At 63.0% G+C, this 24,748-nt stretch carries 21 protein-coding genes; 7 read left to right on the top strand and 14 right to left on the bottom strand.

Annotated features, from left to right (window positions below; genetic code table 11):
* Positions 1 to 68: 68 nt before the first annotated feature.
* Positions 69 to 1,361, bottom strand: a complete 1,293-nt coding sequence (gabT, locus tag BLO97_RS13610) for a 4-aminobutyrate--2-oxoglutarate transaminase (RefSeq protein WP_092346216.1) — start codon at positions 1,359 to 1,361, stop codon at positions 69 to 71.
* 288 nt (positions 1,362 to 1,649) lie between these two features.
* Here gabT and BLO97_RS13605 point away from each other — a divergent pair, with 288 nt between their 5' ends.
* The 3 genes from BLO97_RS13605 (at position 1,650) to BLO97_RS13595 (ending at position 4,408) form a co-directional block, all read left to right on the top strand.
* Positions 1,650 to 2,576 carry a 2-hydroxyacid dehydrogenase gene (locus tag BLO97_RS13605; protein WP_092346214.1) on the top strand — a complete coding sequence of 309 codons (927 nt, stop codon included), beginning with the start codon at positions 1,650 to 1,652 and terminating at the stop codon, positions 2,574 to 2,576.
* Positions 2,577 to 2,801: 225 nt separating this feature from the next.
* Complete coding sequence (locus tag BLO97_RS13600; RefSeq protein ID WP_092346212.1) at positions 2,802 to 3,659, top strand: GNAT family N-acetyltransferase; 858 nt, start codon at positions 2,802 to 2,804, stop codon at positions 3,657 to 3,659.
* Positions 3,660 to 3,700: 41 nt separating this feature from the next.
* Entirely contained in the window at positions 3,701 to 4,408 is a 708-nt protein-coding gene (locus BLO97_RS13595; RefSeq protein WP_092346210.1) for a cupin domain-containing protein, read from the top strand.
* A 134-nt stretch (positions 4,409 to 4,542) separates the two neighbouring features.
* Here the strand turns inward: BLO97_RS13595 and BLO97_RS13590 are convergent, their stop codons facing one another.
* From BLO97_RS13590 to BLO97_RS13530, 13 genes are all read right to left on the bottom strand, one after another.
* On the bottom strand, positions 4,543 to 5,622 hold the full coding sequence (locus BLO97_RS13590) for a tartrate dehydrogenase (RefSeq protein ID WP_092222767.1): 1,080 nt from the start codon (positions 5,620 to 5,622) through the stop codon (positions 4,543 to 4,545).
* Between the two features lie 40 nt (positions 5,623 to 5,662).
* Complete coding sequence (locus BLO97_RS13585; protein WP_092346208.1) at positions 5,663 to 7,120, bottom strand: NAD-dependent succinate-semialdehyde dehydrogenase; 1,458 nt, start codon at positions 7,118 to 7,120, stop codon at positions 5,663 to 5,665.
* A gap of 254 nt (positions 7,121 to 7,374) precedes the next feature.
* On the bottom strand, positions 7,375 to 8,532 hold the full coding sequence (gene argE, locus BLO97_RS13580; RefSeq protein WP_092144570.1) for an acetylornithine deacetylase: 1,158 nt from the start codon (positions 8,530 to 8,532) through the stop codon (positions 7,375 to 7,377).
* Positions 8,529 to 9,683 (bottom strand): NAD(P)/FAD-dependent oxidoreductase, encoded by a 1,155-nt coding sequence (locus BLO97_RS13575; RefSeq protein ID WP_063320553.1) that lies wholly within the window; start codon positions 9,681 to 9,683, stop codon positions 8,529 to 8,531. Before BLO97_RS13575 ends, argE begins: the two co-directional genes overlap by 4 nt.
* Positions 9,680 to 11,071 carry an FAD/NAD(P)-dependent oxidoreductase gene (locus tag BLO97_RS13570; protein WP_092346206.1) on the bottom strand — a complete coding sequence of 464 codons (1,392 nt, stop codon included), beginning with the start codon at positions 11,069 to 11,071 and terminating at the stop codon, positions 9,680 to 9,682. Before BLO97_RS13570 ends, BLO97_RS13575 begins: the two co-directional genes overlap by 4 nt.
* Positions 11,053 to 11,361 carry a (2Fe-2S)-binding protein gene (locus BLO97_RS13565; protein ID WP_072339509.1) on the bottom strand — a complete coding sequence of 103 codons (309 nt, stop codon included), beginning with the start codon at positions 11,359 to 11,361 and terminating at the stop codon, positions 11,053 to 11,055. The genes BLO97_RS13570 and BLO97_RS13565 overlap by 19 nt, the downstream gene beginning before the upstream one ends.
* A complete protein-coding gene (locus BLO97_RS13560) occupies positions 11,358 to 13,202 on the bottom strand; it encodes an ABC transporter ATP-binding protein (RefSeq protein ID WP_092144566.1) in 1,845 nt (614 codons plus the stop codon). Before BLO97_RS13560 ends, BLO97_RS13565 begins: the two co-directional genes overlap by 4 nt.
* 1 nt (position 13,203) lies before the next feature.
* Positions 13,204 to 14,079, bottom strand: coding sequence for an ABC transporter permease (locus tag BLO97_RS13555; RefSeq protein ID WP_063320549.1), 876 nt, complete (start codon positions 14,077 to 14,079; stop codon positions 13,204 to 13,206).
* Positions 14,076 to 15,032 (bottom strand): ABC transporter permease, encoded by a 957-nt coding sequence (locus tag BLO97_RS13550; RefSeq protein ID WP_014337747.1) that lies wholly within the window; start codon positions 15,030 to 15,032, stop codon positions 14,076 to 14,078. Before BLO97_RS13550 ends, BLO97_RS13555 begins: the two co-directional genes overlap by 4 nt.
* Positions 15,033 to 15,075: 43 nt before the next feature.
* A complete protein-coding gene (locus tag BLO97_RS13545; protein WP_092144564.1) occupies positions 15,076 to 16,719 on the bottom strand; it encodes an ABC transporter substrate-binding protein in 1,644 nt (547 codons plus the stop codon).
* An 86-nt stretch (positions 16,720 to 16,805) separates the two neighbouring features.
* Positions 16,806 to 18,080 (bottom strand): NAD(P)/FAD-dependent oxidoreductase, encoded by a 1,275-nt coding sequence (locus tag BLO97_RS13540; RefSeq protein WP_092346204.1) that lies wholly within the window; start codon positions 18,078 to 18,080, stop codon positions 16,806 to 16,808.
* A gap of 36 nt (positions 18,081 to 18,116) precedes the next feature.
* Positions 18,117 to 18,785, bottom strand: a complete 669-nt coding sequence (locus BLO97_RS13535; RefSeq protein WP_092144560.1) for a haloacid dehalogenase type II — start codon at positions 18,783 to 18,785, stop codon at positions 18,117 to 18,119.
* 452 nt (positions 18,786 to 19,237) lie between these two features.
* Positions 19,238 to 20,122 carry a LysR family transcriptional regulator gene (locus tag BLO97_RS13530; RefSeq protein WP_063320544.1) on the bottom strand — a complete coding sequence of 295 codons (885 nt, stop codon included), beginning with the start codon at positions 20,120 to 20,122 and terminating at the stop codon, positions 19,238 to 19,240.
* Between the two features lie 95 nt (positions 20,123 to 20,217).
* Here BLO97_RS13530 and BLO97_RS13525 point away from each other — a divergent pair, with 95 nt between their 5' ends.
* The 4 genes from BLO97_RS13525 to BLO97_RS13510 all read left to right on the top strand — a co-directional run bounded on the left by BLO97_RS13525 (position 20,218) and on the right by BLO97_RS13510 (position 24,745).
* Positions 20,218 to 21,354, top strand: coding sequence for a DSD1 family PLP-dependent enzyme (locus tag BLO97_RS13525; protein WP_092346202.1), 1,137 nt, complete (start codon positions 20,218 to 20,220; stop codon positions 21,352 to 21,354).
* Positions 21,344 to 21,748 (top strand): RidA family protein, encoded by a 405-nt coding sequence (locus BLO97_RS13520; protein WP_092144554.1) that lies wholly within the window; start codon positions 21,344 to 21,346, stop codon positions 21,746 to 21,748. Before BLO97_RS13525 ends, BLO97_RS13520 begins: the two co-directional genes overlap by 11 nt.
* A gap of 163 nt (positions 21,749 to 21,911) precedes the next feature.
* Entirely contained in the window at positions 21,912 to 23,093 is a 1,182-nt protein-coding gene (locus BLO97_RS13515) for an NAD(P)/FAD-dependent oxidoreductase (RefSeq protein ID WP_092346200.1), read from the top strand.
* 203 nt (positions 23,094 to 23,296) lie between these two features.
* Positions 23,297 to 24,745, top strand: a complete 1,449-nt coding sequence (locus BLO97_RS13510) for an aldehyde dehydrogenase family protein (protein ID WP_092346198.1) — start codon at positions 23,297 to 23,299, stop codon at positions 24,743 to 24,745.
* Positions 24,746 to 24,748: the final 3 nt, after the last annotated feature.

Here is a 24,748-nt window from a genome sequence, read left to right as displayed (position 1 = left end):
GTCCCATCGATCAACGCTCCATTAACCGCCACTGACGCTTGCCCCGGCAAACGTCATGAACGCGGGCATCAGCCCAGGACGCGTGCCAAGGCACCGTCGAGAATCTGCAACGCTTCGTCGATCTGCGCTTCGCTGGTCACCAGCGGCGCCAGGAAGCGCAAGACGTTGCGGTACACCCCGCACTTGATCACCAGCAAACCACCGGCCCGGGCTTCGTCGATCAGGCGTTGGTTCAGGTCGGCATCCGGGGTCCGCGCCTCATCATGCTTGATCAGTTCGATCGCCAGCATGAAGCCGCTGCCGCGCACGTCGCCGATCTGCGGGTAACGCGTTTGCAGATGCAGCAGGCCCTGGCGCAAGCGCTGACCCAGGACTTCGCCACGGACCAGCAGCTGTTCTTGCTCGTACGCCTCGATCACCGCCAGCGCCGCCGCGCACGACAGCGCATTACCGCCGTACGTACCGCCCAGGCCACCCGGCAGTGGAGCGTCCATGATCTCGGCCTTGCCGACCACACCCGACAACGGCAAGCCACCGGCGAGGCTCTTGGCGACCGTGACCAGGTCCGGCTGGATGCCGGCGTGCTGGAAACCGAACCATTTACCGGTACGACCGAAACCAGTCTGGATTTCATCGAGAATCAACACAATGCCATGCTTTTGCGTCAATGCGCGCAGGCCCTGCAAAAACTCGGCGGGGGCCGACAGGAAACCGCCATCGCCCTGCACCGGCTCGATGATGATGGCCGCGACCCGCTCAGGTGCCACTTGCGTGGCCAACAGCTCGTCCAGCGCCTGCAGCGCCATGGCGCTGGTGACGCCGCGATAGGCATTTGGATAGGGCGTGTGGAAGACCTCCGGGGCGAACGGGCCGAAGTTCTGTTTGTACGGCTGGCTCATGCCGGTCAGCGTGGTGCCGAGCAAGGTCCGGCCATGGAATCCGCCACGAAAGGCAATCACGGCCGAGCGGTTGGTGTGGGCCCGGGCGATCTTCACCGCGTTTTCCACCGCTTCGGCACCCGAGGTGAAAAATGCCGCTTTATAGGCGTGCTGGCCGCCGATCATTTCGCACAGGCGCTGGGCCAGGTCCAGGTAAGGCTTGTAGGCCACGACCTGGAAGCAGGCATGGGAGATCTTCTGCAACTGGGCCTGCACGGCCGCGACGACCTTGGGGTGATTGTGGCCAATGTTCAACACACCGATGCCGCCGACGAAGTCCAGGTAGCGCTTGCCATCCACGTCCCATAATTCCGAACCCTGGGCCCGATCGATCACCAACGGGTGCGCGGTGACCAGGCCACGTGGCACGAATTGATCACGCTGACGGAGCAAACTTGGGGTTTCTTCGACTTTACTGTTCATTGGCATTTCCCATCGTGAGCCTCGCACCCAGGAAGCGGCTGCGGTGTGTTCACAGGTTAAGCGTTCGACGCGATTGTCTAAGCCGAACTTGGTCGTTGAGAAATTCGGATCGACTGTTTACACCCCGGCAAACAGCAGAATCCTCCAGAGGCATTCCAGCCCCATGGAATCTGCCGCAAAAGGCACCTTGCAACGCAGTGCGATGCTGCTACGCCGGCCCTTTCGACAGATCCTGCTCTGGCGTTGAGGCATGCTAGGGGCTCCTTGATTTCAGGCGAGAAGTGACCCATGGCCCTGCTCTATAAAGCTGACCCGGTACGCGGCGAACACTGGCGGCGCCTATTCGCCGAACACGCGCCGGACATTGAATGGCGTGCCTGGCCAGACATCGGCGACCCGCGGGATATCCAGTACCTGGCGGCCTGGCAGGCGCCGGACGACGTCGAAACGCTGTTGCCGAATCTGCAGGTGCTGTTTGCCTTGTCGGCCGGCGTGGATCAACTTGACCTGAGCCGGTTGCCTACGACGCTGCCGGTGGTGCGCTTGCTCGACCCGGGCATCAGCCAGGGCATGTGCGAATACGCCAGTTTCGCCGTGCTCAACCTGCACCGGGACATGTTGCGCTATCGCCAGCAACAGGCCGAACGGTGCTGGCAAGCGCACCGGCTGGTGCCCGCCGGGCAACGCCGGGTGGGCCTCATGGGCCTGGGTTTGCAGGCACGGCAGATACTCGCCACCTTGAAGACCTTTGGTTTTGCCTTATCGGGCTGGGCCCGCAGCGAGCATGACATCGAGGGCGTCGTGTGCTTTGCTGGCGACGAGCAATTGCCGGCCTTTCTCGGTCAATGCGACATTGTGCTGTGCGTCCTGCCGTTGACCGAGCAGACCCGAGGGATCCTCAACCGCCAGCTGTTCCAACACCTGCCCAAGGGCGCAGCGTTGGTCAACATGGGCCGAGGTGGGCATCTGGTGGAAGCGGACCTGCTTGAAGCCCTTGCCGACGGCCAACTCAGCGCCGCGGTGCTGGACGTGCTGGAGCAGGAGCCGGCACCGATGGATCACCCCTTCTGGCACCATCCACAGATACTGTTGACGCCGCACATCGCGGCGATGACTCAGCCTGAAAGTGCCTTTGGCGTGTTGTTGGAGAACATCCGCCGGCATCAACGGGGAAAATCGATGCTGGGCCTGGTTGATCGTGAGCGTAACTATTGAGCCCTCGATGACCTCTGGTTTCGATCTGAACAGCGAAAAAACGACCCGGTATTTACTGCTGGCCAAGCGTCTGATTTGAGCAAGAAATGTGGCCGGCAGAGCCGTTGCTTACGGAAGATACCGAATCGATTTGCCGCCCTTGCCAGGCCCGATGGCAGGTGAGATACAAAGACTTTCAGCGCACACATCCATCCGATTTCGCCCCTTATTTTATGGTGATCTGCCATGTCCATTTCGCAACGCCCTACTTACTTCTATCGCGCCATGACCGCCGCCGATGTGCCTGCGGCCCATGCCTTGTCCGTGCAATTGAAATGGCCCCATCGCCTGGAAGACTGGGCGATGTTGCAACGTGTTGCCCAGGGTTTTGTCGTGGAAGACCAGGGCCGTTTGATTGGCACGGCGTTCACCTGCGCCCAGGGGGATTACGCCACGATCGGCCTGGTGATTGTCGACGATGAATATCAAGGCCAGGGAATCGGGCGCAAACTGATGGAACTGGCAATCGAAGCTTGCGGCTCACGAACCGCCATCCTCAATGCGACGCTGGCCGGTGCCCCGCTGTATGCCAGCCAGGGGTTCGTTGATTTTGGGCATATCCAGCAGCATCAAGGGCAAGCGCTGGTGCCGGCCCCGCAAGAACTGGCCGCCGGCGAACGCTGCCGCGTGCTGGACGAAGCCGATCACGCCGAGTTGATCAAACTGGCCAATGCCGGGAGCGGGCTGGAACGAAGCGCCGTACTCAATGACCTGTTCGGTGTCGTTGAACATTGCGTGGGTATCGAACAGGACGGTCACCTGTGCGCTTTCGCCCTGCTGCGTCCCTTTGGCCGTGGTCGCTGCATTGGCCCGGTCATCGCCCAAACCCTGGAACAGGCTCAGCACTTGATCGCCGTGCTGCTGGCCCAAGTGCCGGGGGCATTCGTTCGTATCGACATCCCCTCAAACAGCGGTCTGGCCCCTTGGCTGGAAGATGCCGGGCTCAAGCAGGTCGACACCGTCGCCCAAATGGCACGGGGCACACCCCCGCAGGCTACCTGTGCGGTTCGGCAATTTGCGCCGGTGACCCAGGCCATTGGCTGAAAACCCACACTTCCCTCAATGCTCCCTGGAGAATCATCTTCATGCTCGAACCCACTGCAGTGCTGTTGGCACACGCCGATGGCAGTCTTGCCTCAACCCCGTTCACCCCGGGTTCACTGGGCGCCAAGGATCCGTTCGACCGACTCATCGCCTATGCCGGGGAGGATGGCATGACTGCCGGCGTGGTCCGGGCGAGCGGGCTGTTCAGCGTCGATGAATACCCCTTCAGTGAGACGCTCGTGGTGCATGCCGGCGCAGTAACGCTGCGCAGCCAGGGGCAGACGCTGCAGCTCAAGCCAGGTGAAAGCGCGGTGATCGGTCGGGGGACCGCGCTAGAGGTCGAGGCGCAACCCGGCTCGCTTTGGGCCTTCTGTGCCGACACCCAGCGCATCGAAGCGCACCTTCCCGGACTGACGGCACTCCCCGCCCACACCCTGCTCTCGCCTTCCGCTGCCCCGGATGAGGAGATCCTGCTCAGCCCGCCACCGCAATGTCGCTCGCACAATCTGTTTGTCGAAGAAGCGAGCAACCTGCGCATCGGTATCTGGGACTCGACGCCCTACACCCGCAAGTCACGACCGCACAAACTGCATGAGCTGATGCACCTGCTCGAAGGCAGCGTCACCTTACAGGCAGCCGACGGCAGCGACTTGACGGTCAACACCGGCGATACCGTATTCGTCCCGCTGAATGCCCCGTGTGCCTGGAAAAGCAGCGTTTATGTGCGCAAGGTGTACGTCGTCAAGTAATCCGGCGTATGACAGTTCCACCGCTATCGCGAGCAGGCTCGCTCCCACAAAGGGTTGTGATGGGTGGTGGTAGATCAGCCAAAAAAAAGCCCGCAGTGTGAGCGGGCAAAAGGTGTCGCAGGTTGGATCAAGTCTCAGAGCGCCGCGGCGATGGCCTGGCCAACAGCCTGGGTCGAGCCTTGTCCACCCAGGTCGGGGGTGATGGGGCCTTCGGCGATCACCTGTTCGATGGCCTTGAGAATCCCATCATGGGCCGCGCGGTAGCGTTCATCGCCGTTACCCAGGAAGTCGAGCATCAAGGCGCCGGACCAGATCATCGCGATCGGGTTGGCGATGTTCTGCCCATAGATATCGGGGGCCGAACCATGCACCGGTTCGAACAGCGACGGGTAGCGGCGTTCCGGATCAAGGTTGGCCGACGGTGCGATGCCGATAGTGCCGGCGCAGGCCGGGCCCAGGTCGGAAAGGATGTCGCCGAACAGATTCGACGCCACCACCACATCAAACCGGTCGGGCTGCAAAACGAAGCGAGCGCACAGGATGTCGATGTGTTGCTTGTCCCACTGCACATCCGGGTACCGCTCGGCCATCAACGCCGTGCGCTCGTCCCAATACGGCATGCTGATGGAAATGCCGTTGGACTTGGTTGCCGCTGTCAACCGTTTGCGCGGTCGGGTCTGGGCCAGGTCGAAAGCGAACTTCAGGATCCGGTCGACCCCGCGCCGGGTGAACACCGATTCCTGCAGCACGAACTCATGCTCGGTGCCCTCGAACATCTTGCCGCCGACGGAAGAGTATTCGCCCTCGGTGTTTTCACGAATCACCACGAAGTCGATGTCCCCCGCCTTGCGCCCGGCCAGGGGGCACGGCACGCCCGGGAACAGCCGCACCGGGCGGATGTTCACGTACTGGTCGAAGTCGCGACGGAACTTGAGCAGCGAGCCCCACAGGGAAACATGATCCGGCACCTTGTCCGGCCAGCCCACGGCGCCGAAGTAGATGGCGTCGAAGTCCTTGAGTTGTTCGAACCAGTCGGCGGGCATCATCTGCCCGTGTTCCAAGTAGTAATCGCAATGGGCCCAATCGAGCACTTCGATGTCCAGCGACAACTGCCACTTTTTCGCGGCTTGCTCCAGTACCCGCAGCCCTTCCGGCAGGACTTCCTTGCCGATGCCATCGCCGGCAATGGCAGCGATTCGAAATGGTTTGCTCATCAATCGTGGCTCCCTGGTGTCTGTTCAAATGACGGTCGCATCACAACCCACCGATGTGGAAGGCTTTGACTTCAAGGTATTCGTCCAGGCCGTACTTGCTGCCTTCGCGCCCCAGGCCCGACTGCTTGATGCCGCCGAAGGGCGCGACTTCCATGGAAATGATCCCGGTGTTGAGCCCGACCATGCCGAACTCCAGCGCCTCGCCGAAACGCCATGAGCGGCGCAGGTCCTGGGTGAAGTAATAAGCGCCCAGGCCATACGGCGTGGCATTGGCCAGGGCCAGGGCCTGCTCTTCTGTAGTAAAGCGCATCAGCGGAGCCACCGGGCCGAAGGTTTCTTCGTTGGCCAGCAACATCCCGGCGTGGGCCTCGCCCAGTACCGTTGGCTGGACGAACTGACTGTCGCCCTCGGGAACGCCACCACAGAGCAGGCGCGCGCCCTGGCTCAACGCATCGTCGATGTGCCGGGCAACTTTGTTCACCGCAGCGAGGTTGATCAGCGGGCCGATCATCACGCCAGCCTCCAGCCCATTGCCGACCTTGAGCTTGCCCACCTCCTCCACCAGCCGCGCGGCGAAGCGTTCGTAGATACCGTCCTGCACCAGGATGCGGTTGGCGCAGACGCAGGTCTGGCCGGCGTTGCGAAACTTGCTGAGCATGATGCCGGCGACGGCTTGCTCCAGGTCCGCATCGTCAAACACGATGAACGGCGCGTTGCCGCCCAGCTCCAGGCTCAAGCGCTTGATGTGCTCGGCGCTCTGGCGCATCAACAAACGCCCGACCGCCGTCGAACCGGTAAAGGAAATCTTGCGCACCGTCGGGTTGCCGGTCAGTTCTTCGCCGATACCGGCGGGCATACCCGTCACGACATTGAACACCCCGGCCGGAATCCCTACCCGCTCGGCCAGCACCGCCAGGGCCAGGGCCGACAAGGGAGTCAGGTCCGAGGGTTTGACGATGACCGGGCACCCCGCCGCCAAGGCCGGTGCGCACTTGCGAGTGATCATCGCATTGGGGAAATTCCATGGAGTGATCGCGGCACAGACCCCCACCGGCTGCTTGAGCGTGAGCAGGCGTCGGTCGCCGCTGGGCGCCGGGATGGTCTCGCCATAGACCCGCCGGGCCTCTTCGGCAAACCATTTGGCGAAACCGGCCCCGTAGCGGATTTCGCCTTTGGCTTCGCTCAACGGCTTGCCCTGTTCGCACGTCATGATCAGCGCGAGGTCGTCGAGGTTGTCCATCATGGCCTGATACCAGCGCTCCAACAGCGCTGCCCGCTCCGCCGCCGGACGCGCGCGCCACGCTGGCCAGGCGCGCTCGGCGGCCTCGATGGCACGCCGGGTTTCCACGCCTTGCATCGCGGGTACATGAGCCAGCGACTGGCCGGTGGCCGGGTCGATGACGTCAAGGGTGGCGGCGTTGTCGGCACCGATCCACTGACCGTCGACGTAAGCGAGTTCTGCCAATAGGCTGGGGTCTTTCAATCGATTCTTGAGCATGGTCGCGTCCTGTTCCGAGGTAGCTCCAGTCTAGGGAGATGCCGCGGGGCAGGATGCTGAAAGCGGGGATTGGGCAGTGTTGGATGCTGAAATTTCGAGGTGGGACGGCAGGCTCTACCGAGATGTCAGCATCACCACTGAAGCCTATGTGGGAGCGGGCTTGCTCGCGAAAGCGGCGTGCCAGTCAACTCATCGTCAACTGACACATCGCCTTCGCGGGCAAGCCCGCTCCCACATTTAGTCATGTACATGGCTTAGATTTTCAACGACCCCAACAACCCTTCCAGAAACCGCTCCCCCGCATCCATCTGGCTGATTTCGATGAACTCGTCAGGCTTGTGCGCCTGTTCGATGGAGCCTGGGCCGCAGACCACCACGGGGACATCCAGACGCTGCTTGAACAGGCCGCCCTCGGTGCCGAAGGAGACCTTGGCGGTGCCGGTGTCCGGGGTGGCGAAGTTTTTCAGGAAGCGCACGGCTTCGACGCTCGGATGGGTGTCGAGGCCCGGATAGACATTCAGGGTTTCGATCTCGATGTCCGCGACGCTGGAGAGTTTTTTCGCCTCGCGCACGATCACCTCGGCGCGCTCACGCAGTTGCTCCAGGAACAGGTCCAGATCATCGTCCGGCAAATTGCGCACTTCGAAATCCAGGGTGCACAGGTTTGGCACGATGTTCAGTGCCTTGCCGCCGACAATCTGCCCGACATGCACGGTGCTGTAGGGCACGTCGTAATCCGCGTCCTGGGCGCCTTGCTCCTGCAATTGCTGCTGGCTCTGGCGCAACGCCGCGATGAAATCGCAGGCCACGTGAATCGCATTGACCGAGCGCGGTGCCAGCGATGAGTGCGCTTCCAGGCCGCGACAGTAGGTGCGATAGGAACCCTTGCCCTTATGGCCGAGCACGAATTGCATGTTGGTCGGCTCGCCAATCACGCACAGAAACGGTCGCACCGGCGCCAGGTGCAGCACGTCGAGCAAGCGCCGCACCCCCACGCAACCGATCTCTTCGTCGTGGGAAAGCGCCAGTTGCAATGGCCGGTTCAACGAATGGTCGGCGGCATCGAGCATGGCGTCGATGGCCAGCGCAATGAAACCTTTCATGTCACAACTGCCGCGCCCGTAGACCCGCCCATCGCGCACGGTCGCCTGGAACGCCGGAACGGTCCAGGCCTGCCCCGCCGCCGGCACCACATCGGTGTGGCCGGACAGCAGGACCCCGGGCAAGTCACGCGGGCCGGTGCTGGCGAACAGGTTGGCCTTCTTGCCGCTCTCATCCTTGACGATCAGCGACTCGATGCCCTTGCTCAGCAACAGCTCGCGCACGTACTCGATCAGGGCCAGGTTCGATTCTGAAGAGACCGTTTCAAACGCCAGCAGGCGTTCGAAAATAGCTAACACGCGGGGTTTCATGAGGCCTTGCTCCGTTGCTCGGCGAAAAGGGCGAACCGGCGGATGGAGAACGGCTCGATGAAGGTTCGAGTGCTGCCGGTGCTGATCAGTTCAGCCATGACATCGCCAACGCCCGGACCGAGCTGGAAGCCATGGCCGCTGAAGCCGAACGCATAGTACAAGCCATCGACGTTGCCGCTGGGCCCCATCACCGGCAGGGAATCGGGCAGGTAGCCTTCGATGCCGCTCCACACGCGGATGATGTTGAGATGGCCGACACCCGGCAGCAGCCGACGCATCTGGTCCAGTTGGTTGAGGATGCTGCGCGGCTCGACATAGGCCCGGCGGTTGAGCATGTCCGGCTTGCTGCGATAGCCGCCGCCGATGATGATATTGCCCCGGGGAATCTGGCGGAAATAGATCACTTCTTCAGGAATCTTGGTGTACACCCCGATCACCGTCGGCAAGGCGTAAGGCACCGGTTCGGTGACGGCCATCTGCGGGCCGTTGGTCTCCAGCGGCACCGGCTCGCCGAATTGCGCCGAGAGTTTCTGGCCCCAAGCACCTGCGGTAATCAACAGTTGCGCGGCGCTGAACTGGCGACCATCGGTGGTGCTGATGCCGAACCCTTCACCGACCTTCTGCACCTCGGCCACTTCGCAGCGCTCCTCGATGCGTGCCCCGAGCCGCCGCGCCGCCCGGGCGAACGCCGGGGCGGCCAGGCGCGGGTTGGCGTGACCGTCGTGGGGCGCATAGGAGCCGCCCTTGACGTCCTTGCCAAGAAACGGAAAACGCGCGTGCAGCTCGCTACCGCGATAGATCTGCAAGTCCAGTTGCGCCGCTTCCGGTGCCGCTGCGTAAGCCTCAAGCTCGGGTATTTCATCCTCGCGATAACACACGCGCATGTGCCCGCTGGCGATGAATTCCAGGTCGTCGTCGATCAGCTCCGGCAGGCGTTTCCACAGCGCCCAGGAGCGGTTCGCCAGTTCCAGTTGCCCAAGGAAACGTCCCTGGCGCCGGACGTTGCCGAAGTTGACGCCGCTGGCGTACTGGCCGATCTGGTCACGCTCCAGCAAGATCACCGACTGCCCCCGCTGGCGCAGGAAAAACGCTGCCGCCGAGCCCATCAGGCCGCCGCCGACAATCACCACATCGGCTTTATTCAGCGTCATGGCGTCACCTCCCGAGTGAGCATCGAAAGGGGTTTCACGGGCGCCTGGCCGCGCTGGCGCCCCACCTCCTGCACCTGGACACCCGCTGCTGCTGCAATGACTTCGGCGCCGGCCTGGGAGCAATAACGTCCCTGGCAGCGGCCCATGCCAACCCGGCTGAACGCCTTGGCCCGATTGACTTCACAGGCGCCCTTTTCGCTGACCGTGCGGCGCAGTTCGCCGGCGCTGATCATCTCGCAGCGGCAGATAATGGCTTCGTCCGGCAAGGCCTTGGCTTGTGCCGCCGGCCAGGGAAACGCCTGGGCCAGGCCTAGGCGAAACGCGTCCATCACCTTGAGCGCCTGGCGCTGTTCGGCGACGAGTGCGGCGTCCACCGGCTGCTGCAGATCGCTCGACAACGCCAGGGCGACCAGGCGTCCGGCGTGCTCGGCGGCATCGGCGCCACGGATCTTCGAACCATCACCGGCGGCGTAGACACCGCTGACCGAGGTCCGCCCCTCTTCGTCCGTGTCCAGCAGCCATTGGCTGGAGGCCTCGTCAAAGCGCAGGCGGCAGCCCGCCAGGTCAGCCAGTTGGGTTTCCGGGCGCAAGTGATAACCCAGCGCCACCGCGTCGCACGCCACCGTCAAGGTTTCCCCACTCGCGGTACGGACCCGCACGCCGCTGACGCCGCTGCTCGCCTCTCCCAGGATTTGCAGCGGCGAAATGCCCAGGTGCACGGCAATCTTCGCCCGATACAACTGTGCCAACAGTTTCATGCCGGTGAACAGCAAGCCCGGGCGCGCCATGAGCTTGGGCAAGGCTTTGATGCGCTGGCCCAGCGGCGATGTGTCCAGCACCGCTGCGACATTGGCGCCGGCCTTGAGGTATTGGCTGGCGACCAGATACAGCAATGGCCCACTGCCCATGAACACCACCCGATGACCGATGGAAACCGCTTGGGCCTTCAAGGCGATCTGCGCGCCGCCGAGGCTGTAGGTGCCGCCCAACTGCCAGCCCTCGATGGGCATCAAGCGGTCGGTGGCGCCGGTGCAGAGGATCAGCGCGTCGTAATCCACCGTCGTGTGCTGGCCCTGGCTGACGCAGCACAATTGCCCGGGGGTCAGGTTCCACACCAGGGTGTCCGGACGGTAGTCGATCTGCGGGCGCAGGCGGTCGAAGCTTTCGTGCAGGTCACGGGCCTTGTCCGCCTCGGTGCCGTACAGCGTGGCGTAGTTGCGGGTGAACCCTTCGGGCTGGCGCCGATAGATCTGCCCGCCATCGCGACGGTTTTCGTCGAGCAGGATCGGCTTGAAGCCCGCTGCGACCAGGGTCTGGGCACAACGGATGCCGGCCGGCCCGGCGCCGACGATGACGACTCGATGCGTGTTCAGCCGCGCAGTGGCCATATCGCCTCCGGTTGTTGAGTCATGATGTCCAGCCCTTCGCGTACTTCATTGGAGCAGGCCCGCAGGCGTTCGCCGCTGCGGGTCCAGACCCAGCAATCCTGGCAGGCGCCCATCAGGCAGAAACCGGCACGGCTGCCCGGATCGAATTCCGACTGGCGCAACGCCGGGCCGTGGGTCAGCAAGGCGACCATCAAGGTGTCGCCCTGCAACGCCTCGACCGGGACGCCATCCACTTTCAATTTGACGACAGGCCGGCCCTGTTCGGCCAACCTCACGAAACGCGCGTTCATGCGTAGGCTCCCACGATCATGCTGTTTGAATCCTGTTGGCGCTTGAGCAGCTCGGCGCTGTCGTGATGACAGAGCACCTCGCTGCCACCATCGATGATCCGCCGGGGCGGTGCGGTGTGATTGCACAGGCCGTCGACCCGCACCGGGCAGCGATTGAGGAAGGTGCACAGGTCCGGCACCTCGGCGCGCGCGCCCAACACCGGCAGCGTGCCGCAGGTGGTGGCGCCACAACTTTCCAGCCAACCCTGACGCATCTCCGGTACCGAGTGGATCAGCAGGTCGGTGTAGGGATGGAACGGCGCCTGGGCGAACGATTGTCGGGTGCCCGCCTGGACCTTGTGGCCGCTGTACATCACCACGATGTCGTCGCACAGCGCCCGCACCGTGGAGATGTCGTGGCTGATGAACAGGTAGGAAACCCCCAGTTGCTGGCGCAAGTCGCGCAGCAGTTCAAGGATCGCCGCGCCGACCACGGTGTCGAGGGCCGAGGTCACTTCATCGCACAGGATCAGATCCGGCTTGGCCGCCAGCGCCCTGGCCAGGTTGACCCGCTGTTTCTGTCCACCGGAGAGTTCGCTCGGGCGGCGCTCGGCCATGTCCCGTGGCAGACGCACCAGGTCGAGCAATTCGCCGATACGCTCACGCAGCGCCGCGCCCTTGAGGCCGAAATACATCTTCAACGGCCGACTTAGGATAGTGCTGATGCTGTGCATCGGGTTGAGCGCGGTGTCGGCATTCTGGAACACCATTTGAATACGCCGGAACTGTTCGTCCGTGCGTTCGGACAAGCTGCCACCCAGTGGCTGACCGTCAAACGTCAGCCCGCCCAGGGCCGGGGTCAACAGCCCGGCCACCACCCGCGCCAGGGTCGATTTGCCCGAGCCTGACTCACCGATCACACCGATGGCCTGGCCCCTGCGCACCGTCAGGTCGATGTCTTCGAGCACCCGGATCGCCGGCATGCCCTGCTGGTTCTTGTTGCCGTAGCCTGCGACCAGGCCTTGGATGGTCAGCAACGGCGTGTCTTCGGCCACGCCGCAGGGTGGGCGAATCGTCGTGTCTGGCCGTGCCGCCGCCAGCAGGCTGCGGGTGTAGGCGTGAGCCGGGCCCTTGAGCAGCGGCGCCGTGGCGCTCTGTTCAAAGATCTGCCCGCCGTTGAGCACCACGATCTGATCGGCCATCTGCGCCACGACGGCCAGGTCGTGGGACACATAGACCGCCGTCGCGCCACGTTCGCGCACGACCCGCTTGAAGGCGCGCAGCACGTCGATCTGGGTCGTCACATCGAGGGCCGTGGTCGGCTCATCGAGCACCACCAGCAGCGGGTCGCTGATCAGCGCCATGGCCGCCATCACCCGCTGCAGTTGCCCGCCGGACACTTGATGGGGATAACGCTGGCCAATGCGCTCGGGATCCGGCAGCGCCAGGTCGCGGAACAGTTCGATGGCCTTGGCTTCGAGCACGGCACGGCTGCCCAGGCCATGGATCACCGCCCCTTCCACCACTTGGTCGATGAGTTTCTTGGCCGGGTTGAACGCCGCCGCGGCGCTTTGGGCGATGTACGACACCCGATTGCCGCGCAGGCCTTGCAGCTCGCGTTCACTCAAGGCGAGCATGTCGTGCTCGCCAATCTGCACCACGCCGCCGGCCAGGCGACAACCGCGCCGGGCATAACCGAGCAACGCCAGGGCGATGGTGGTCTTGCCTGAACCGGACTCGCCGATCAGCGCCAGCACTTCACCTTTCTCCAGGGAAAAACTCACGCCCTTGACGATCTCCACCTCGCTGCGCTCGCCACAGGCGACTACGCGCAGGTTCTCGACTCGGATCAATTGGCTCATATCAATGGCCTCCCGTACGTCGGTTGCGCCGCGAAGACAAGCGGTCGATAAACAGATTGACGCCGATGGTCAGGGTGCCGATGGCCAGGGCTGGAATCACGATGGCCGGCGCCCCCTGGTTGAGGCCGCCGATGTTTTCCCGCACCAGCGAGCCCAGGTCGGCATCCGGCGGTTGCACGCCCAGGCCGAGGAAGCTCATGCCGCTAAGCAGCAGGACGATGAAGCCGAAACGCAGGCCCAGGTCGGTCAGCACCGGGTTGAGCATGTTCGGCAGGATTTCCACACAAGCGATGTACAGCCGGCGTTCGCCACGGGTGCGGGCCACTTGCACGTATTCCAGGGCCTCGATGTTCACCGCCATGCTGCGGGCGATACGAAACGCCCCCGGCATGAAACTGAGCACCGCCGTGCAGATCAGCAGCGTCACCGACGAACCGAACGCCGAGACCATGATCAGCGCCAGCATCTTGCTCGGGATTGAAATGAAAGCGTCCATCAGGCGGCTGATCAGCTCGTCCAGCCACTTCGGCGAAACCACCGACAGCAGCGCGCAACTGGTGCCCAGCCCACTGGCCAGCACCGCCGCCACCAGCGCCAGGCCCACCGTGAAGCGCGCGCCCACGAGAATGCGGCTGAGCATGTCGCGGCCCAGATAATCGGTGCCCAGCGGATAAGTGGCGCTGAGGTTGTCGAAGACGTTGTCGGAGACCACTTCCCCCACCGGGTGCGGCGCCAGCCATGGCCCGAAGATAGCCACCAGCAACCAGATCACACACATCGCGGCGCCGATCAGGCCGAGCCAGGGCGTTTTGCGCGACACCTTGACCAACGCCGGTTCGGGCGCCGCAGGCGGGGATTTCACAATGAGATTGTTCATTGGTTTCTCAGCCTCGGATTGGACAGGATCGCGCACAGGTCAGCCACCAGCACCAACGCCAGGTACGCCGTACAAAACAGCATGGTGCAGGCCTGGACCAACGCCATGTCGCGGTTGGTCACGGCATCGACCATCAAGCTGGCGATGCCGGGATAGTTGAAAATCGTCTCGACGATCACCACCCCACCCAACAGGTAGGACAGGCTCAGGGCGATGGCATTGGCGATCGGCCCGATGGCATTGGGCAAGGCATGGCGCAGCACCACCCGCACCGGACTCACGCCTTTGAGACGGGCCATTTCCACGTAGGGGCTGTCGAGTTGATCGATCACCGCCGCCCGGGTCATGCGCGCCATCTGCGCAACGATGACGCAGCACAGGGTCATCACCGGCAAGGCGTAGGTACGCATGAATTGCAGAGGCGAAGTGATCTCGCTGGAATAGGACAACGCCGAAAGCCAACCCAGGTTCACCGCGAAAATCAGCACTGCAAGGGTGGCGACCAGGAACTCCGGCACCGCCACCATCGTCAGGGTGAAGAAGCTCAGGAAGCCGTCGATGCGTCCCCCTCGCCCCATCGCCGAGCCGATGCCCAGGATCAACGCCACGGGCACCGACACCAGCGCCGTGGCCGCCGCCAGCATCAGGGTGTTGGGCACCCGGCCAGCCATCAACTCGCTGACCGGCGTGGCGTTGGAGATCGACACGCCCATGTCACCGCTGAGCAGGCTCATCAACCAGTGCAGGTAGCGCAACACACCCGGTTGGTCCAGGCCCATCTTCACCCGTAGCGCCGCCACTTGCTCAGGCGTGGCGAACTGTCCAAGGGACTGTTGCGCCGCGTCTCCCGGCAACACCGCCGTAATGGCGAACACCACCATCGATACGATCAACAGGGTCACGACCGCAGCGCCCAGACGCCGGCCGATCAACCAAAGTGTGTTGCTATTCATCGCCCTACCCCTTGTGCCATGTCACGCCGCAAGACAACACGCATCAAGCGTCAAGCCAGACTTGCTCGGCGAACATATAGCCCATGAAACCGCCCAGCGGGTTGGTGCCATAACCTTTGACGCGTTGGTCGACGCCATCGATGTTGCTGATGAACACCGGGATGCCGATGCCGCTGTGTTCATGCACCAGGGCCTGCATGTCCCCGTACATCTTGCCGCGCTTGACCTCATCGGTTTCACCCCGGGCCTGGATCAGCAACTGGTCGAACTGCGGGTTTTTCCAGCCGGATTCATTCCAGGGCGCGGTCGATTGGAAGAATTGCGAGAAGATCATGTCGGCGTTGGGCCGTGGGTTGATGTTGCCAAAGCTCAGCGGGTGCTTGGCCCAGTGGTTGGACCAGTAGCCGTCGCTCGGCAGCCGATTGACGTTGAGCTTGAGCCCGGCCTCCTTGGCCGATTGCTGCAGCAGCACGGCAACGTCGACCGAACCGGTGGCGGCTGGCGAGCACATCACCGGCATGCTGATGCTTTCCATGCCGGCCTTCTTCAGCAGGAAACGAGCCTTCTCCGGATCGTAGGTCCGTTGCGGCAGGTCGGCGTTGTAGAAGCGTGCGCCGGGGGCGATCGGATGGTCGTTACCGACCCTGGCGAACCCACGGAAGATCGCCGACTTGACCTGTTCGCGGTCCAGCAGCAGTTTCATCGCCTCGGTGAACTCCGGGCTCTGGCCGGGCATCTGGTCCTGGCGAATGATCAGGTCGGTGTAGTTACCCGACGGCGAATCCACTACACGATGGGTGGTGCTGTCCTTGATGCGCGTGGTCGAGCGCGGGTTGACCTCGTTGATGATCTGCACGTCGCCCGACAGCAACGCGTTGACCCGTGAAGGCTCGTCACCGATGCCGATGAATTCGATTTCGTCCAGGTACGGCAGGCCAGGTTTCCAGTAATTGGTATTGCGCGCACCGATGGAACGCACCCCAGGCTTGAACTCCTTGACCTTGAATGGACCGGTGCCGATGCCCTGGTTGAAGTCGCTGGTGCCCTCGGGGACGATCAACAGGTGGGAAATGGCAAGGATCGATGGCAGCTCGGCATTCGGGCCGCTCAGGCGTATCTGCACTTCATGGGTGCCGGTGGCCTTGACCTCGGCAAACTGCTCGGCCAGCGGCAAGACCTTGGAACCGGTGATCGGGTCCTTGTGGCGCATCAGGGAAAACACCACGTCGGCGGCGGTGAGGCCCTTGCCGTTGTGGAAGGTCACTTCCTTGCGCAGGGTAATCACCCAGAGCGTGGCATCGGTGGTGTCCATGCGCTCGGCCAGTTCCAGTTGCGGCACCATGTGGCTGTCGAAACGCGTCAGGCCGTTGTAAAACATGTAATGGCGCACGTAGTCCGTGGACGATGAGCCTTTGGCCGGGTCCAGGGTATCGGCGGTGGAACTGGAGATACCGGCGACCCGGATACGCCCGCCGGGCTTGCCTTTGCCGGGGCTCGCCTGTTCATCGGCAAGCAGCTTGCCGGCGGCGCCGAACAGGCTGCCGGCACCCGCCGCGGCCACACCGGCCAGCCCCAGCATTTGCAAGGCATGCCGGCGTGACATGCCACGATTGAGCCCTTCGAAAACACGCAGACTTTCTGTACCGGTGATCAACTGGTCTTTGATGCCGTTTTTAGTGTCACTCATGTCAGTTCTACCTTTCGGAAAATGATAGGGCTCGATGACGTTGCGTTAACGCAACGTGGTTGAAACGCCAAACAACGCGGTGAAACTCAGTGCAGGTAGTCCTGCAAGCGGTAATACGCGCCGACCAGCGGCAAAAACCAAGGCTTGCCGAAGTGCCCGGGAATGGCCGGCCAGTCCAGTTCGCGCCAAGGGTTGGCCTCGACCTTGCCGGCCATGACCTCGGCCATGACCTGGCCCATGTGCACCGACATCTGCACACCGTGGCCGCTGTAGCCCATGGAGTGATAAACCCCGCCATGCTGGCCGGCCCGGGGCAGGCGATCGGAGGTCATGTCCACCAGGCCGCCCCAGCAATAGTCGATCCGGGTGTTCGCCAACTGCGGGAACATCTGCACCATGGCGGCCTGCAACACCTTGCCGCTCTTGGCATCGGAAACACTGTCGGACATGGCAAACCGCGCACGGCCGCCAAACAGCAAGCGGTTGTCCGGGGTCAGGCGAAAGTAGTTGCCGATCATGCGGCTGGTGACATAGGAGCGGCGTGCCGGCAGCAAGCTGTCGATCAAAGCTTGGGGCAATACCTCGGTGGCAATCACGAAACTGCCCACCGGCACGATTCGCCGCCGATACCAGCCCAGGCCGCCCTGCTGACAGGTACCGGTCGCCAGCAGGATCTGCGTGGCCTGCAGCGCCCCTTTGCTGGTGTTGACTCGATAGCCGCCGGCACTGGCCTTCCAGTCCTGCACCGCCACGCCCTGGAAGATCAACGCACCGTGACGGGCGGCCGCTTCGGCCAGGCCGACGCCGAAACGCCCGACATGCATCTGCACACCATTGCGCTGCAACAAGCCGCCATGAAACTGCGCCGAATTGACTTCCGCCCGCGTCTCCTGGGCCGAAAGCAACTCGACCTCGGCATCGACTTCCTTGCGGATCAATTCACAGGTGCGCGCCAACCCTTCGTAATGCATCGGCTTGGCAGCCAGCTTGAGCTTGCCGTTGCGCTTGAGGTCGCAAGCAATCTGCTCTTGCTCCACCAGCGTCACGACGCTGTGCACGGCGTTTTCATAGGCTTGGTAATACGCCCGGGCCTTGTCGGCGCCGAGGCTGGCGGTGAGCGCCGCGTAATCCTGGGCCACGCCGGTACTGCAATGCCCACCGTTGCGCCCCGACGCCTCGCCAATCACCCTGCCCGCTTCCAGCACTGCCACGCTGGCCCCCTTCAAGGCCAGGGCCCGCGCCGCCGCCAGGCCGGTGAAGCCGCCACCGACGATGGCGACATCGACCTGCCCGGGCAATCCGCCGAGCTGAGCACCGGTGAACGCCGGTGCGGTGTCGAGCCAATAGGACTCACTGCCCATGTCTAACCCCTTTCGCCTTCAAGCGTGCGTCGAGACTCAGAGCCCGACCAGAGCGGGCAACCCGCCGATGTCCGAGATCTGTTGGTAGCCAAAGGCAGCGTTGGCCGGTTGTTCATGACCGCGGGCGACGAAGGCCTTGTGCTTGATCTTCATGTCGTGGGCCGACATCAGGTCGTAGCGGAAGCTCGACGACACATGCAGGACGTCTTCCGGTCCGCAGCCAAGGTTATCGAGCATGAATTCGAACGCGGCCAGGCGCGGCTTGTAGGCCTGGGCCTGTTGGGCGGTGAAGACTTTGTAAAAAGGCGCGCCGAGCTTGTCGACGTTGGACATGATCTGCTCGTCCATCGCGTTGGAAAAAATCACCAGGGGGATCTTGTCGGCGATTTTCGACAGGCCCGCCGGTACATCGGCGTGGGGGCCCCAGGTTGGCACGGCGTCGTAATAGAGCTGGCCTTCGCCACGATATTCGACGCCCCAACGCTTGCAGACCCGCATCAGGGAGGTCTTGATGATTTCATCATAGGGCCGCCAGTCACCCATCACCTGGTCCAGGCGATAAGCGGAGAAATCCTTGACGAACTGGTCCATCTGCCCGGCATCGACACGGTCGGCGAACAGCTCGCGGGTCATGGTGCCCATCTGGAAATTGGTCAACGTGCCGTAGCAGTCGAAGGTGATGTACTTGGGTCGAAGAAAGCTCATGAGTGCGGTCCTGGATTGTTGTTGAAGGCTCGACGAGGCGAACATGGCGCCTTTCGTGAGGCATCGGTGCAACGCTGCATCACGTTTTCATTACAACACCATGAGACCGTGGATAAATCGTTAAAAATACCGGCCGCTTGGTACAAACCACCGTTTTGCGGGGCTCGCTCAGCAGACTTTGCGGGATGCTCCAGGCGTGGGCGTCGCGCCCGTGTTTCTTTGGGTTTGCGGGCAGTTATGGTGCGCCAAACGGCTCTGCAAAGAGTTGTTTTCGGCAGAATCTGCGCTTGGCGCAGCAGCTTCAGCATCCCTGGTGAATGGGCTGCCGTCATCGCGAGCAAGCTCGCTCCCACAGGGGATGGTGGTGGGCACGGGTTCAAGAAACACCGCCGATCCATTGTGGGAGCGAGCTTGCTCGCGATGGCGATGGGTCGATAGGAACAGTGTCCGATTCAGACCTTCAGTTCGGCCTCCAGGAAACTCACCAACGCCTGCACCCGTGCACTGCGCAGTTTGCGCGAGGGCACCAGCAGGTTGATTGGGGCGCTGTCGAATTGCCAATCGGCGAGCACCCGTACCAGGCGGCCGTCGGCGATGGCTTTGTTGACGTCCCATTGCGAACGCAGCACCAGCCCCAGGCCCTGTTCGGCCCAGCGTCGAGCCACGCTGCCATCGTTGCTCAACAAGGCAGGCTTGATCCGCAGGGTCTTGCGCCCGTGCGCGTTGCGCAGGTGCCACAGGGTGACATCTTCATCGTTTTCACGAATACAGATACAACGATGCTCGGCGAGTTGCTCCGGCGCTAACGGTGTGCCGTTCTGCTCCAGGTAAGCGGGGCTCGCGCACAGCCAACGGTCATTTTGCGTAAGGGGCCGGGCGACCCACTGGCTGTCGCTCAGGTGACCGATGTGAATCACCGCATCGCTGTCATGACGGTCAGGCCAGGGCGTTTCCCGGAGATCCAGATGCAGGCATAGCTGCGGGTGCAACCTGGCAAAACGGGCCAGCAGCGGCGCGAGGCGTTGGCGTCCATAGCCGAACGGTGCCGCCAGCCTCAGGGTGCCGGCCAGTTGATCGTCTTGCTGCCTGAACGATTCGGGAAGCGCCTCCAGCTGTTCCAGCAACAGCGCACTCTGGCGCGAGAAACGCTCGCCGTCGGCGGTCAGGCTCAGCCGCCGGGCGTCGCGATTGGCCAAGGTCAGGCCCAGGAGCGTCTCCAGTTTGCGCAAGCGCATGGACAGCGCCGGTGGCGAGACATTGAGGGCCCTGGCAGCGGCGCTCAACGATTCGCAGCGTGCCAGCGTCACGGCCATACGCAGGTCTTCGAGGCTGATCATTCAGTTCAACTTAATGATTGATGACAGCGCATTGAACCACGGCTTTACGATGACTGAGTAGAGTCGAACCTGTCTTTCACCCGCGAGCCTCGTTCATGCCAGTCTCAATTGCTTCCCTCGATACCCCAGTCGCGCTCATCGATATGCCGCGAATGCAGCGCAATATCCAGCGCATGCAACAACGCATGGATGCCTTGGGCGTGCGTTTGCGCCCGCACATCAAGACCAGCAAATGCCTGCCGGTGGTCCGGGCGCAGCTTGCAGCAGGCGCCAACGCCATCACCGTGTCGACCCTTAAGGAAGCCGAGCATTGCTTCGCCGACGGCATCCGCGACATCTTTTATGCCGTGTCCATGGCACCTGGCAAACTGGCCCAGGCCCTGAGGCTGCGGCGCAAGGGCTGTCGATTGAGCATCTTGACCGACAGCCTGGCGGCGACGCAGGCCATCGTCGATTTCGGCAGGCAGCACGACGAGCGTTTCGAGGTCTGGATCGAGATTGATTGCGATGGCCATCGTTCCGGCGTGCGCGCTGAAGACGATGCACTCGTCGACATCGCACGGCGACTCAGCGAAGGCGGCATGCAGCTTTGCGGCGTCATGACCCACGCCGGGTCCAGCTACGAGCTCGATACCCCCCAAGCGCTGCAAGCCTTGGCCGAACAAGAACGCCACCTCTGCGTCAGCGCCGCCCAGCGCATCCGCGCAGCCGGGCTGGCCTGCCCCGAGGTCAGCATCGGCTCCACACCCACGGCACTTTCGGCGCAAAGCCTGGAGGGCGTCACTGAAGTGCGCGCTGGCGTCTATGTGTTCTTCGACCTGGTGATGCACAACATCGGTGTTTGCCAGGCGGATGAGCTGGCCCTGAGCGTACTGACCACCGTGATCGGCCATCAGCCGGACAAAGGCTGGATCATCACCGACGCCGGCTGGATGGCCATGAGTCGTGATCGGGGTACCCAGCGCCAGCAGCGGGATTTCGGGTATGGGCAAGTGTGCAGCGAAGCCGGCGACTGGATCGAGGGCGCCCTGCTCTGCAGCGCCAACCAGGAGCACGGTATCGTCACCCTTTCCACTCCCGGGGACATCGATATCACCGAGCGGTTTTCCATCGGCAGTCGCCTGCGCATCCTGCCCAACCACGCCTGCGCCACTGGTGCGCAATTCCCTGACTACCGCGCCTGCGATGCCTCGGGCGCGGTGCACACCTGGAGTCGTCTGCATGGCTGGTGAAATCGAGTTGATTCACACGACCCAGGCGGCCGCAGCGGGCGGACATTACACCCAGGCGGTCTTGCACCAGGGCGTCTTGTACGTGTCCGGGCAACTGCCGGTACGCGCCGATGGCAGCCACAGCGTCGACCAACCGTTCGAAGTGCAAGCCGCCATCGCCCTGGACAACCTGATGGCGATTCTCGGCGCGGCAGGCCGCAGCCCCAATGACTTGCTGAAGGTGACGGTCTATGTCGTCGGCATCGAACACTGGCCGGCTTTCGACCGGATCTACGCCCACTATCTCGGCGAACACCGGCCCGCACGCGCGGTAGTGCCCGTCCCGGCCTTGCACCATGGGTACCTGATCGAAATCGAAGCGCTGGCACGTGTGCACGCCTTCCCGACGGCCTAGATGAACCTGTGGCGAGGGAGCTTGCTCCCGCTTGAGTGCGAAGCGCTCACCGCTTTTTTGGGGCCGCTGCGCGACCCAGCGGGAGCAAGCTCCCTCGCCACAGGGGGCTGGCCAGGTCTTGTATTGCTATTGAACCGCGGTCGAGGATTTTCGAGGGAATATCATGAAGCCAGAAAAAAGCGATGTATTGATTATCGGCGGCGGCATCATGGGGTCGGCGTCGGCGTTCTTTCTGCGCCAGCGTGGGCACTCGGTGACCCTGTTGGAACGCGATCTGATCGGCCAATACGCCAGTGGGGTGAATTTCGGCAACGTGCGACGCCAAGGGCGATTCCTCGGCCAACTGGAACTGTCGAATCGCTCGTACGGATTGTGGAAACGGCTCCCCGAGTTGATTGGCGATGACCTGGAGTTCATCCCCAGCGGCCATATGCGCGTCTGTTATCGCGAGGACGAAATAGCCGAGCTTGAAGCCTACGCCGCCGCCCCCGAAGCCCGGGAGCTGGACTTGCAGATCATCACCGGCAAGGCGTTGCACGCGCGTTTCCCGTTCCTCGGCGCGCAGGTCAAGGGCGGCTCGTACGCCCCGCACGACGGCCACGCCAACCCGCGCCTGGCAGCCCCGGCATTTGCCCGCGCGGCGACACGGGCCGGGGCCAGCATCCGCGAGCGAACGGAAGTCGCCACGGTACGAAAGGAGAATGACCATTTCCACGTGACCACCACCAACGGCCAGCTATTCATCGCTGAGCAACTGCTGATCACGGCGGGCGCGTGGGGGGCGAAGCTGTCCGAGCAATTCGACGAAGCGGTGCCGTTGCAAGCCAATGGCCCACAGATGTCGGTCACCGAACCTGTGCCCTATGCCTTGCCGACCGTGATCGGTGTGTTCACCAAGATAAAGGAAGAGGTGATTTATTTCCGGCAGATCCCCCGAGGCAATCTCATCATCGGCGGCGGCAACCGCTGCAAACCGGACATGATCAACCGTCGCGCCTACTTCAAGCCCGAGAGCCTGCTCAACCAGATGCAGCAGATGAGCCGCCTGCTGCCCGGGGTGGCGAACCTCAACATCATCCGAGTGTGGAGCGGCATCGAAAGCTATACGCCAGACTCGCTGCCGATCATGGGCCCAAGCGGCAAGGTCAAGGGGTTGTTCTATGCCTTTGGGTTCTGCGGGCATGGCTTCCAGCTCGGCCCGGGCGTCGGCGACGTCATGGCCGAGCTGATCAGCACCGGCAGCACCCGCACCCTGATCAGCCCCTTCGATATTCGCAGGTTCACCGAACCGACCGCTCTGACAATGCCTCAGATGAGCACGCCCGGCACCGGCAGACTCATTTGACACAGGCGACTGGGCGCCCTTTTTGCCCTGGACGGGCGTCGCCATTTTTTTGCCAAGTTAGCCCGGCAGATACAGCAGATTCTTCTTTGCCAGGCTTGAGAACGGCATATCCCTTCCGGGCCGCTTTGTTAGTTTATCGAGAAGAAAACGGCCTCAGAATCTGTCGCCGGCAGTGCTATCACCGCTCTATGGGAGCCCGTTGGATGACCACCCCTTTTTTGAACACCTCGCCTACGTCCCAGCAGTTCTATATCAATGGTGACTGGCTGTCTCCGGCATACCCGGCCACGCTGCCCGTGGTCAATCCCGCTACCGAGCACGTCATTGCCGAGGTCGCCCGAGGGTCCGGCGAAGACGTTGACCGCGCCGTAGCGGCGGCTCGCGCAGCCTTTGCCGGCTGGTCTTCGACTGCGGTGGATGCCCGCGTGGCAATCCTGGGAAAGATCCATGCACTGATCCTTGAACGCAAAGAAGAACTGGCCCAGGCGCTCTCGCTGGAAATGGGCGCGGCCATCGGCTTCGCACGGGCCATGCAAGTGCCGCTGGCCGCCGAACACGTTCGGGTGGCCCGCGATGTGCTGTCCACTTACACCTTCCAGAAGATTGAGCATGGCACGGCCATTCAACGCGAACCCATTGGCGTCTGCGGCCTCATCACGCCGTGGAACTGGCCGCTGTACCAAATCACCGCCAAAGTCGCCCCGGCGATTGCCGCCGGTTGCACGGTGGTGTTGAAACCCAGCGAACTGTCGCCCCTGAGCGCCCTGCTCTTCGCCCAACTGGTGCATGACGCAGGCCTGCCTGCCGGCGTCTTCAACCTGGTGAACGGCAGCGGTGCCGAGGTCGGCGCGGCCATGGCGGCGCATCCCGACATCGACCTGATCTCCATCACCGGCTCGAACCGCGCGGGCGCACTGGTGGCCCAGGCAGCCGCCCCTACGGTCAAGCGCGTTACCCAAGAGTTGGGCGGCAAGTCACCGAACGTGCTGTTGCCCGACACCGACTTCGCCAAGGCCGTACCGTCGGGCGTGATGTCGGCTTTTCGCAACGTCGGCCAATCGTGCAGCGCACCGACCCGAATGATCGTGCCAAGGAATCGGCTGGCAGAAGTCGAGGCGTTGGCTGCCGCCACCGCCAACGCGATCATCGTGGGCAATCCGCAATTGGAAGAAACCGTACTCGGTCCCGTCGCCAACGAGGCCCAGTTCAATCGCGTGCAAGCCATGATTGAAGTCGGCATGAATGAAGGAGCCAAGCTTGTGTGCGGTGGCCCAGGACGCCCGGAGGGTCTTGAACAAGGCTTCTACACCCGCCCCACGGTTTTCTCGCAAGTCGACAGCGCCATGCGCATCGCCCAGGAAGAAATCTTCGGCCCGGTGCTGTGCATCATTGCCTATGACACGGTGGATGAAGCCGTCGCCATCGCCAACGACACCGTCTATGGGCTGGGGGCGCATGTCCAGGGTCAGGACCTTGATCTTGTGCGCGCCGTTGCGTCGCGTATCCGCGCAGGGCAAGTGCTGTTGAACTACCCGGCGTGGAACCCGATGGCACCGTTCGGTGGCTACAAGCGTTCGGGCAATGGTCGTGAGTATGGGGTTCACGGTTTCGAGGAGTATCTGGAGACCAAGGCGATTGTCGGCTTCGAATGAGCG

Source organism: Pseudomonas sp. NFACC05-1, assembly GCF_900100135.1.
GTDB lineage: Bacteria > Pseudomonadota > Gammaproteobacteria > Pseudomonadales > Pseudomonadaceae > Aquipseudomonas > Aquipseudomonas fluorescens_Q.
The sequence above is the reverse complement of the archived record's forward strand: the minus strand, read 5'-3'. Positions and strand labels throughout refer to the sequence as shown.